This is a genomic window from Deltaproteobacteria bacterium, assembly GCA_016223005.1.
In the GTDB taxonomy this organism is placed as follows: domain Bacteria; phylum Desulfobacterota; class GWC2-55-46; order UBA9637; family GWC2-42-11; genus JACRPW01.
In genome coordinates this window covers 14,684-15,260 of record JACRPW010000061.1, presented here as the reverse complement: position 1 = coordinate 15,260, position 577 = coordinate 14,684, and the positions used below count along the sequence as shown (strand labels likewise).

1 protein-coding gene is annotated in these 577 nt (G+C 32.8%); it reads left to right on the top strand.

Annotated elements, in window-relative coordinates; all coding sequences use genetic code 11:
• Window positions 1-42 precede the first annotated feature (42 nt).
• Window positions 43-525, top strand: coding sequence for a hypothetical protein (locus HZC45_06800; protein ID MBI5682854.1), 483 nt, complete (start codon window positions 43-45; stop codon window positions 523-525).
• Window positions 526-577 lie beyond the last annotated feature (52 nt).

The window sequence follows — 577 nt, the reverse complement described above, 5'->3', positions numbered from 1 at the left end:
TTATGTTTTTCCACTGACCCATTTATGTATGAGCAGGAGCAGGTGTGTGATTTGAGTTTGAAAATTATCGACAAGCTCAATACAAATAATATACGTTGCACTGTATTAACGAAAGGGGTTTTCCCAAGCGAACTCGGTAATAGAAATGGTTGTAGCAATAAAAACGAATATGGTATTACATTGGTTTCTTTAAATGAAAAATTCAGGGAAGAATTTGAGCCAAATTCTGCTAAATTTAAAGATAGAATCAACTCGCTTAAATATCTGCATAAAAAAGGTTTTAAAACATGGGTGAGCATGGAGCCGTATCCTACGCCAAACTTGATTAAGCAGGATTTAATAGAAATATTAGAGTCTGTATCTTTTGTAGATAAAATTGTCTTCGGCAAGTTGAATTACAACATTAAATCATCTGAATTCAAATATAATAAAGAATTTTATAACAGCCTTACTTTAACAGTTATTAAGTTCTGCAAAAAAAACGGAATAGATTGTCATATTAAACAAGGAACACAAAATCAGTAAAAGGAACAGGCACATTATCTGAAAAGGCAGGAGTCAGAGGGTCTGGTCTACA